The sequence below is a fragment of the Salibaculum sp. genome (genome assembly GCF_035270045.1).
GTDB lineage: Bacteria > Pseudomonadota > Alphaproteobacteria > Rhodobacterales > Rhodobacteraceae > Salibaculum.
Genome location: NZ_DATFIP010000034.1, coordinates 1 through 9662 on the forward strand (window position 1 = coordinate 1; position 9662 = coordinate 9662).

Below are 9662 nucleotides of genomic sequence, written 5' to 3' on the forward strand. Positions count from 1 at the left end.
GGATATTTCCGGTCCAAAGAAATGCGGGTCAGGTGCCTCGATCGGGCTTGGGTCGTCGGGTTCGGGCCCTAGTGAAAGTCGCGACTTTTCGGGATGATCTGCGCACTGCGCGGGTGGCGTGAGCGGGGAGCGGGCAGGGGACGCGTGACCTCGTCGGCATGGGAGAGCGGCGGCGTCATCCCGTCTGGAGCCAGCCGTTGCAAGGCATCCGTGCGGTCCTCCAGGTGCTGGGCCACCACGTGAATGATGTCCAGGTCGCGCTGGACATACCCGTGCACCACCAGGAGCCGCGCCTGCATCACCACCTTGCGGTAGTGCGCCATGACCTTGGGCCAGACCACCAGATTTGCCGTGCCGGTTTCGTCCTCCAGCGTGATGAAACAGACCCCCTTGGCCGACCCCGGCCGCTGTCGGATCAGCACCAGCCCGGCCAGCCGGACCCTGTGCCGGTTGCCGCTGCCTGGCAGGTCGGCGCAAGCGGCGTATCCCTGCCGCCTCAGCGACCGGCGCAGGAAGGACAGCGGATGCGCCTTCAGCGACAGGCGCAGGGTCTGGTAATCGGCCACGACCTGCTCGGTGACGGGCATGTCGGGCAGGGGAACCGGCGGCTCGGCCCCTTCGTCATCGGTGCCCTTGAAAAGCGGCAGGTCGGGCGCGTCTTTCAGGGCCTTGGCTTCCCACAGGGCCTGCCGGCGATCCAGGAAGAGCGAGCGCAGCGCATCCGCCTCGGCCAGTTTGCGGATATCGGCGCCGCGCAGCCCGGCGCGGGACTGCAGCGCCCTGAGGTCCGTGTAGGGCGCGTCGCGGTGGGCCAGAAGCCGCGCTGCGGCCGCCGCGCGCAACCCGTTGATCTGGCGCAGGCCAAGGCGCAGGGCCATGCCGTCAGCATCGGGTTCCAACGTATTGTCCCATTGGGAGAAATTCACATCCGGGGCGCGCACGGTCACGCCGTGGTCGCGGGCATCGCGCACGATCTGGGCCGGGGCATAGAACCCCATCGGCTGGGAATTCAGCAAGGCGGCGGCAAAGGCCGCCGGATAATGGCATTTCAGCCAGCTTGAAACGTAGACCAACAGGGCGAAACTGGCCGCGTGGCTTTCGGGAAAGCCGTATTCGCCGAACCCCTTGATCTGGTCGAAGCAGCGCCGGGCGAAGTCCTCTTCATAGCCGCGCGCCACCATGCGCCCGACCATCTTGTCCTGCAGCTTGTCGATGGTTCCGCGCGAACGGAAGGTCGCCATGGCCTTGCGCAGCTCGTTGGCTTCGGCGGGGGAAAACTCCGCCGCCTCGATGGCGATCTTCATCGCCTGTTCCTGGAAGATCGGCACGCCCAGGGTGCGGCCCAGGATGTTCTTGAGTTCTGCCGGGTCATGGGGCGCGCCGGGGGCCGGGTAGCTGACCTCTTCCTCGCCATTGCGGCGCCTCAGGTAGGGGTGCACCATGTCGCCCTGGATCGGGCCGGGACGGACGATGGCGACCTCGATCACGAGGTCGTAGAAGGCGCGCGGACGCAGGCGCGGCAACATGTTCATCTGCGCCCGGCTTTCCACCTGGAAGACGCCGACAGAGTCGCCCCGGCACAGCATGTCATAAACGCGCGGGTCGTCCCGCGGGACCGTTGCAAGGGTGAAGGTCTGCCCGTAATGCGCTGAAACCAGATCAAAACACTTTCGGATGCAGGTCAGCATCCCCAGCGCCAGGATATCGACCTTGAGGATGCCGAGCGCGTCGATGTCGTCCTTGTCCCACTCGATGAAGGACCGGTCCGCCATGGCGCCGTTGCCGATGGGCACGGTTTCGACCAGCGGCCCGTCGGTCAGGATGAAGCCGCCCACATGCTGGGACAGGTGGCGCGGCATGCCCACCAGTTGCCGCGCCAGAAGAACCGTGCGCCGGATCAGCGGGTCGGCGATGTCCAGCCCGGCCTCGGCCACGTGATCCGCGCCCACATCCTTGCCCCAGCTGCCCCAGATCGTTCTGGCCAGTGCACCGGTCACATCCTCGCTCAGCCCCATGACCTTGCCGACCTCGCGGATGGCGCTGCGGGGGCGATAATGGATCACCGTGGCGCACAGCCCGGCGCGATCGCGGCCATACTTGTCATAGATGTGCTGGATCACCTCCTCGCGGCGCTCGTGCTCGAAGTCCACGTCGATGTCGGGCGGCTCCTTGCGTTCTTCCGAGATGAATCGTTCGAACAGCAACTGGTGCTGTGCCGGGTCCACCGCCGTGATGCCCAGAACGTAGCAGACGGCGGAATTGGCCGCCGATCCCCGTCCCTGGCAAAGAATAGGGTTTTCAACACCTTCCCGGGAAAAGTTGATAATGTCATGGATGGTCAGGAAATAACGCGCGATATCCAGTTTCGCGATCATCGCCAGTTCCTTTTCCAGCACCGCGCGGGTTTGCGGGGCGATCCCGTCCGGGTAACGCCGCGCCGCGCCCTCCCATGTCAGCTGTTCCAGGTAAGCCTGGGGCGTCATATCGGCGGGGATGACTTCGCGCGGGTACTCATAGGAGAGCTGCCCCAGGTCGAAGGAAATCGCATCGGCCACGGCGCGGGTGGCGGCGATGGCGTGGGGCCATTCGCGGAACAGGCGTGCCATCTCGGCGGGGGATTTCAGGTGGCGTTCGGCATTGGGGTGCAGCAATGCTCCGGCCCGGGCCAGCGTGGTCCCTTCGCGAATGCAGGTCATCACGTCCTGCAGCGGGCGGCGGTCGGGTGCATGGTAATGCACGTCGTTGGTGGCCAGCAGCCGCAGGCCGGTCTGCCCCGCGATCCGGTCCAGCCGGTTGATCCGCGCCCGGTCGTCGCCGCGATACAGGTAGGACGCGGCCAGGTAGCCCAGCCCGGGAAGGCGCCGTTTCAGCCGGGACAAGATGCGGGCAAACCCGTCGAGGTCCTCGGGCGGCAGGGCGATCAGGATCACCCCTTGCGCATGGTCGGCAAGGTCCGCAAGGGTGATGTCGCAAGCCCCCTTGGCCTGCCAGCGGCCCTCGGTGTCCTGCATCTTGGCCCTCGACAGAAGCCGCGACAGGCGGCCATAGGCAGTCCGGTCCTTGGGATAGGCGAGAAATTCCTCGCCGCTGACCAACGCCAGTCGCACCCCGATCAGCGGGCGCAGCCGGGCCTTTTTCGCCTCCGTATGCAGCCGCACGACCCCGGCGAAGGTGTTGCGGTCCGTCACCCCGATCGCGTGATGCCCCCGCGCCCAGGCCGCCCGTGCCAGATCGACCGCGTCCGAGGCCCCGCGCAGGAAGGAAAAGCAGCTTGTCACCCCCAGCTCGACGAAGGACGCGGGCGGGTTCGGGGGGAACGCGCCGTTCTCGGGCAGGGTTCGGCGGGGCTGCTGATGGTCGTTCTCAGGCATTGCGCGCGCCCGGCTTCTTCGGGTTGAAAATGCCGCGGGGGAGTCGGCCCATGGCCGACGGGGGCAGCGCCCCCGACATGGCGTGCCGTGTCATGCGAAGACCCCGTGCAGGAACCAGCGCGGCGCGCCGCCCCGGCCATCGTCCGCCAGTCCCTCGCGGAACAGCCAGTAGCGGCGCCCGTGCTGGGTCTCGATGCGGTAATAATCGCGCAGCCGGGCGGTGGGGCGGTCGGCCCACCATTCCGGCCCGATTCGTTCGGGCCCGGCGAAGCGCGTGACCTTGTGGGGCAGTCGCCGCCAGGTGAATTGCACCGGTGGCCCGTCGGGCACGGCGTAAAGCACACGGATCTCCTCTGGCGGGTCCAGCAGGCGCAGCGGGCGCGGGCTGCGCGAGGTGCCCGGCGCCCCCGCGGCGGGCGCCATGGCCGATTGCCAACGCTCGCGGCGCTCGGGGATATGGCTGTCCTTCGGGGCGGGACGGGTGATGTGATCCGCGCCGAAGCGCGCGGACAGCCGGTCGATCAGGCGGGCCAGCTCGGTCTCGCTGTCCACGTGACCGTCGATGCGGGTCTGGACCATGTCCAGCCGTTCGACCACGCTGGCCTCCAGTATGATCAGGTCGAAGCCGAAGCCGGGGTCGAGCCGTTCCAGCCGCCCCTCGAAAAGCCGCAGTAGATGGTCTGCCGCGCGGCTGGCCCGCGCCGTGGCCACGGACAGGGCCGCGACCTCGCCATCGGTGCGGTAAAGGTGCAGCGTCACGCGGCGTGCGCCCATGCCTTCGGCGGCCAGCCCGGCGCAGAGGTCCCGTGCCATGGCCGGCAGATGCGGTTCGGGATCGCTCACCGGCTCGGGCAGGCGGGACTGCACGGCGAAACGGGGCGGGTCGTCGGGGCTCTGGACCGGTTCGGCCAGCCGCCCCATCATCTGGTCCAGCCGCATCAGCGGGTTCTGCGGCAGCGCGGCGCGGGCAAAGCGCCGGGCCAGCGCCCGGCGCGGCACCGCGGCCAGATCGCCCACGGTTTTCAGACCCAGCCGGTGCAACAGAAGGACCGTGTCGGGCATCAGCCGCAGGGCGGCCACGGGCAGGGGCGCCATGCGCTGCGCCAGCTCGGGACCCTGGCAGATCTCGCGCAGGCCGCCATGGCGCGACAGCGCCCAGGCCGCGCCATGGGTCGGTGCAATGGCCAGGTCGCAGGACAGGCCCATGAGCGAGAATTTCTCCTCAATGTCGCGCAGCATCGCCGTCTCTCCGCCCCAGAGGTGATCCGACCCGGTGCTGTCCATGACCAGCCCGGTGTCACCGTCCGGGGCCGTCCAGGGGCACCAGCGGCGGCACCAGAGCATGAGCCGCGCCAGCATCGCCCGGTCGCCCGCGATATCGGCAAACTCCACCTGCAGGTCCGGGCAGAGCGCGCGCATGTCCACCACCCGTTCGCCGAGGCGCATCCCCGCCAGCCGCGCGGCACGGTTGGTGGCGTGCAGCACGGGGCCGTGCGGGCCATCCACGGCCAGCGCCAGCGGCAGGTCGTCGGGCACCCGATTGCCTTGCCGGTCGCGGTGGCGCAGGTAACGGTCCATGGCAAGGGTCGGGAAATGCAGGGCGGTGATGCGCCGGGCCAGCGGATCGCGGGACAGGCCGCCTGCGGGCAGGGCGACTGCGTCTGCGGCGACACCCGCCCGCCCGCGGCCCTGCCGGCGCCCCCGGTTCGCGTCCGTCCCGGCGCGCCACGCCGGGGCCACCGGCCGGGCCGTGGTCTGATGTCGGTCGCCTTGAGCGGTCTGCAAGAGGACGGGCAGCTTGTCCTCGTGTCTCATGGGTGCCTCCGGTCAGCCTTGGCCGGTTCGGGGCGCGGCGGCCTCGGCCTCGACCCGGTGGTCCAGGTGCAGCCGGCCCTGCGCCGTGGTGCGCGCGACCCAGTCGCCGGGGGCGCCCCAGCGGCTGCGGAACAGTTCGGCCCGCCAGAGCGGCGCACCGGGCGCGCGGCTGTCGTCGGGGTCGGGCAGGGCGGCCAGCGAGGCCACGCGCCAACGCTTGCGCGCCGCCGACAGGTTGGGCTGTGCCGCGCGCCGGATCAGCCAGGCGGCCACGCCATGCGCCTCGGCCCGAAGCGCCAGCCGCTTGGTGGCGGTGAAATCCAGCTGCGGCGCCTCGCCCCAGACCTCGCCCACCACGGCGCCCAGAACGCCGCAACCCAGCCCCTGTTCCATGGCCCAGAGCACGTCGAGGGGGCGGTTCACATCCACCGCGATCACCTCCAGCGGGCGCGGCAGCCCGGCGATGCAGAGCCGCCCGGCCTCGTGCCGGGACAGCCGGTCGCTGATCCACAGGACCGGGCCGCCCGCCGGATCGATCTGGGCCAGCAGAAAGCCCAGCGGCCCGCCGTCGCTGGCGTTTTCGACGAAAACCTCGCTCAGGGTGGGGGCCTCGGCGGTCGCCGCCGGATCGGTGGCGCGGTCGGACAGCAGATCGGCGGCGGTCCTGGTGGGGGGCGGGGCGCAGCGCATGGGGGTGTCCTTGAAAAATGTTCTCTATTTGTTCTAGTCCGCGCATCGGCCCGCGTCAAACCCCGGACGGGCGACCACTGTGCGGCTTTCGCGGCTTGTCTGTCTCCTTCCCCTTGCATAGCCTGCCCGGGCAGAGGGAGGACAGAAGGCCGAGATGACGGGACCGGTGCCGGGGGTCGTGCCCCGCCATGATACTCAACCCAGCCTGTCGCCAGGCCAGGACCCGGCTGTTGCCGCGGCGGGGGTGCCAGGATGATCGCCATGGAGGTGCTCGAAGCCTGCGTTGTGCGCGCTGGGCTGGCCCCCAGCGCGCACAATGCCCAGCCCGCGCGCTGGACGCTGGACACCGATGGCGCGACCCTGTTTTGCGACCTTCGCGATACCCTGCCTGCCAGCGATCCGGAGGGGCGCGCCACGGCGCTGGGCTGCGGGGCGGCGCTGGAGGCCATGGTGCTGGCGCTTTCGGCCCATGGCTTCGGGGCCGAGGTGGACCTGGCCGAGGCACCGCGTTTCAACCGGGGGCAGGGGCTGGAAACCGTGGCGCATCTGCGCTTCACCGAGGCCGCCGCCGAGGACCCTCTGCACCGCCAGCTGGAGCGCCGGTTCACCTGGCGCGGGTCCTTCGACGCCGCCCCGATGGAGCTTTACGGCTGGTCGCGCTCCGACGCGCGGCAGGTCCTGGATGACAAGGGCCGCGCCTGGCTGGCCGAGCGCAACGACTGGGCCAGTCTCCAGATGCTGCGCGACAAGGGCCTGCGCCACGAATTGCTGGACTGGATGCGCCTGGCCCCGCGCCACCCGCGGACGGGTCTTGACGGCATGGACCGGGCGGCGCTGAACCTCGCCCGGGCACCGGCTGCGGCGCTGCCGCTGGTGTTCGGCCCGCTCTGGCGGGGGCTGGATGCCGCCAGGCTGACCCCGCGCCTGACGGCCGAGTCCGCGGCCACCCGAACCGCGCCGGTGATCGCGCTGTTCCACCGCCCGCGCGGCGAACACCCGGTGGAAAGCGGCCGCGCCTACCTGCGCCTGGGGCTGGAGGCGGCATCCCTGGGCATGGCGGGCTGGCCCATGTCGGCGCTGTCCGATCATCCCGCGATCAATGGCGAGACCTGCACCCGGTTCGGCATCGCGCCCGACCGGCGGTTGATCCAGGCGATCCGGTTCGGCAAGCCCAGCGGTGCCGCCCCGCCACGCGCACGCAGACCCCTGTCGGAGCTTCTCGTCTAGCGCCGACGCATCAATCGACGGGCAAGCCGCTTGGCACGTGGTCGGGTCGACCCAGCGGGCGGTCGTCGACGGACTCTCCGGTGAGCGCGTGCAGAAAGGCCACGAGATCGGCGATTTCGCTGTCGCTCAGCGTCACCGGCCGGATATCCAGCCGGGCCCTTTGCCGCTGCATTTCCAGCCGGTCCTGCCGGATCGCGAAATCCGCCGCCGCGAGCCAGGGCACCGCGGGCAGGTTGGCCTGCGCGGGCTGCCAGGTCGCGCGGCTGACACGCGGATCGGAATGATGCCGGATCATCGCTTCCAGCGTCGCAAAGGCACCGTTGTGGCCATAGGGCGCGGTCAGGGCAACATTGCGCAGCGAGGGCGTGCGAAAGCGATAGGCGTCCGCCAGCAGGTCGGTTGCGCCCATCCGCCCCACGTCGCGCGCGATGTGGTCGAAAAGCCGCGTCCGCCCCGGCCCGAAGGCGGGCAGGGACAGGGCATGGAAGTCCTGGTCGGTGAACAGCGGTCCGGAATGGCAGGCCGCGCAGCGCGCCGAGCCGAAAAACATCTGCCGCCCCCGTTCAGCCGCGTCGGGCAGGGGGGCGCCTTCGGCCAGCCAGGCGTCGTAGGGGCTGTCGATGCTGATCCACTCCGAGGCAACGAAGGCGCCGATGGCATTGCCGATCTCGACGATCGTGACCTCGCTGGGATGGCCGATATGGTCGAAGGCGGCAACGAACATCTCGCCATACTCGGGGATCGTGCGCACACGCTTGGCCAGGATCGGCCAGCCCCTGTCGATGCGGTCGCGCACGGCACCGATCACCTGGTTCTCCCCCACGTTGCCGGCCATCTCGAATTCCGAGGTCATGGGCAGCAGCGCCTGTGCGGCAAGGATGTGATCCAGGCCCTCGGGGAACCATTCCTCGGCCGGGGTGTCGAAGCCGTTGCCGAACTGGTCGGAAACCTCCAGCCGGCCGTCGTGGAACAGCACGTCGATGGATCTGTGGCCCAGGTTCCACAGCGCGGGCGCATTGCGGGGAATGCGTTTGGCGATGCGGTCGTCTCCGGTGCCGGGGGTGCGGTCGGGTCCCAACCCGGTGCCGCCCTCGCCGATGCCGAGGCTGAGGCTGTCCCCGCCGGCATGGTCGTGGTGATGGCAGGTCGCGCAGGATATGTTCCGGTTGCCCGACAGGATCGGGTCGTAGAACAGAAGCTGGCCGATCCGGGCTTGCGCCGGGTCCGCGTCCACGAAATCATCCAGCCTCAGCGGCTCGGCCCTCGCCGCCCCCGACATCGCGACAAAGACGAAGAGGACGATATGAAACAGCTTTGGCAAGACCATGGAACGCCCGTTGTTCATGGCCTGATACTGGCATGTTTCACGGCGCTCTCAACCCCCGTTCATGCCGCCGACCTGGAACAGGCGCGCGACCTGATGGAAGCGAATGACTTCGAGGCGGCCATGGATCAGTTCCGGGTGCTGGCGCGGTCGGGCAATGCCGATGCCGAGGAGCTGATCGGAGTGATGTATGCCCTGGGTCTGGGCGTGGAACGTGATGACGAGCGCGCCTTCGAGTGGTACCTGCGCGCCTCGCTCAAGGGGCATCCGGGCGCGCAGTCGGGCCTGGGCTGGTACTACGAGGTGGGCCGGGGCCTCCCCGAACCCGACCTTGTACGCGCCTATCTGTGGTATGGGCTGTCGGCCATCGGCGGAGACCCCGACGCGGTCCTCTCGATCGAGGAACTGACCCCGCGCATGACCGCCGAACAACGCGCCCGGGCCGAGGTGCTGATCGACGACTACAAGCCCTGGATGTATCCGTTCCGTTAAGGGGGTGGGGGCCGCGTGGTCGGACGGGATTGTTCCCAAGCGCCCCGAGGCCGCTGTCAGCCCTGAGCGGACCCATACTTGGCTACGGTCCACCCGAGCCAGCAATCGCAGGTCGGGTGGTTTCCGGACATTCGCTGCAAGCGCAAGTGACATAACAGCAGACGGCGAAAGCGGACACTCAGCTGCTCCCGTTCTCGCCTTTGTTGGCTAACTCAAGCAGATGGGTCGGCTGCAGGCGAGACATCAGCACATACACATTGATGCGGCCACGCAAGTCATCCGGCAATTGCGCTTCAATGACGAGCCCCGAGCTCCTCTGGCCGTGATAATGTATGGTCGGTTTCCGCTTTCACTTAGGAACGTGGAGGACCTCCTGAACGAACGCGGCATCGGGTATTGTCATACTTGCTACTGCTAGTTGTTCCATCCCGGGTGATCACATAGCGCCTCGTCGATCAGCGCTTTTCATGGCACGCTGTATTCTGGCCGAGGCGCAGGATGGGAGAACGACATGCTGATCAAGCTTGACAGCCAAGCGACGACAACGCCGAAGATCAGAGCGGCGATACAGGCCAGTGTTGAACCTGCCTGGGTTCGTGCCGAGCGCTACGGGACCACCGAACAGACCGTGTGGAAAGTGGACTGGCGGCAGCGCTGCGTAGCGGCATCAGCAACCTGGACAAACCGTCATTCGGGTAGCGCACGACAAATTGCAGATTGAAGGTCCAAGTACGCCTGATAGT

Annotated in this window: 7 protein-coding genes; 3 read left to right on the top strand and 4 right to left on the bottom strand. The window is 68.7% G+C overall.

Annotation, left to right across the window (positions count from 1 at the left end; all coding sequences use genetic code 11):
• Positions 1 to 68 precede the first annotated feature (68 nt).
• The 3 genes from VJ897_RS05610 to VJ897_RS05620 form a co-directional block, all read right to left on the bottom strand.
• Complete coding sequence (locus tag VJ897_RS05610; protein ID WP_324054052.1) at positions 69 to 3371, bottom strand: error-prone DNA polymerase; 3303 nt, start codon at positions 3369 to 3371, stop codon at positions 69 to 71.
• A 90-nt stretch (positions 3372 to 3461) separates the two neighbouring features.
• Positions 3462 to 5186, bottom strand: a complete 1725-nt coding sequence (locus tag VJ897_RS05615; RefSeq protein ID WP_324054053.1) for a Y-family DNA polymerase — start codon at positions 5184 to 5186, stop codon at positions 3462 to 3464.
• 12 nt (positions 5187 to 5198) lie between these two features.
• Entirely contained in the window at positions 5199 to 5876 is a 678-nt protein-coding gene (locus VJ897_RS05620; RefSeq protein ID WP_324054054.1) for an ImuA family protein, read from the bottom strand.
• Positions 5877 to 6137: 261 nt separating this feature from the next.
• Between VJ897_RS05620 and VJ897_RS05625 the strand changes: the two genes are divergently transcribed.
• Positions 6138 to 7103 (top strand): hypothetical protein, encoded by a 966-nt coding sequence (locus tag VJ897_RS05625; RefSeq protein WP_324054056.1) that lies wholly within the window; start codon positions 6138 to 6140, stop codon positions 7101 to 7103.
• Positions 7104 to 7113: 10 nt separating this feature from the next.
• On the opposite strand, the gene VJ897_RS05630 is transcribed toward VJ897_RS05625, so the two are convergent.
• A complete protein-coding gene (locus tag VJ897_RS05630; protein WP_324054058.1) occupies positions 7114 to 8430 on the bottom strand; it encodes a cytochrome-c peroxidase in 1317 nt (438 codons plus the stop codon).
• Here VJ897_RS05630 and VJ897_RS05635 point away from each other — a divergent pair.
• Complete coding sequence (locus VJ897_RS05635) at positions 8407 to 8919, top strand: sel1 repeat family protein (protein ID WP_414706679.1); 513 nt, start codon at positions 8407 to 8409, stop codon at positions 8917 to 8919. The genes VJ897_RS05630 and VJ897_RS05635 overlap by 24 nt on opposite strands.
• A gap of 511 nt (positions 8920 to 9430) precedes the next feature.
• Entirely contained in the window at positions 9431 to 9640 is a 210-nt protein-coding gene (locus tag VJ897_RS05640; RefSeq protein ID WP_414706680.1) for a hypothetical protein, read from the top strand.
• The last annotated feature ends 22 nt before the right edge of the window (positions 9641 to 9662 follow it).

Bases quoted from the DNA above. Each gene is read 5' to 3' on its own strand.
- VJ897_RS05610 (WP_324054052.1), bottom strand. From the start codon at position 3,371: ATGCCTGAGAACGACCATCAGCAGCCCCGCCGAACCCTGCCCGAGAAC.
- VJ897_RS05615 (WP_324054053.1), bottom strand. From the start codon at position 5,186: ATGAGACACGAGGACAAGCTGCCCGTCCTCTTGCAGACCGCTCAAGGC.
- VJ897_RS05620 (WP_324054054.1), bottom strand. From the start codon at position 5,876: ATGCGCTGCGCCCCGCCCCCCACCAGGACCGCCGCCGATCTGCTGTCC.
- VJ897_RS05625 (WP_324054056.1), top strand. From the start codon at position 6,138: ATGGAGGTGCTCGAAGCCTGCGTTGTGCGCGCTGGGCTGGCCCCCAGC.
- VJ897_RS05635 (WP_414706679.1), top strand. From the start codon at position 8,407: ATGAAACAGCTTTGGCAAGACCATGGAACGCCCGTTGTTCATGGCCTG.
- VJ897_RS05630 (WP_324054058.1), bottom strand. From the start codon at position 8,430: ATGGTCTTGCCAAAGCTGTTTCATATCGTCCTCTTCGTCTTTGTCGCG.
- VJ897_RS05640 (WP_414706680.1), top strand. From the start codon at position 9,431: ATGCTGATCAAGCTTGACAGCCAAGCGACGACAACGCCGAAGATCAGA.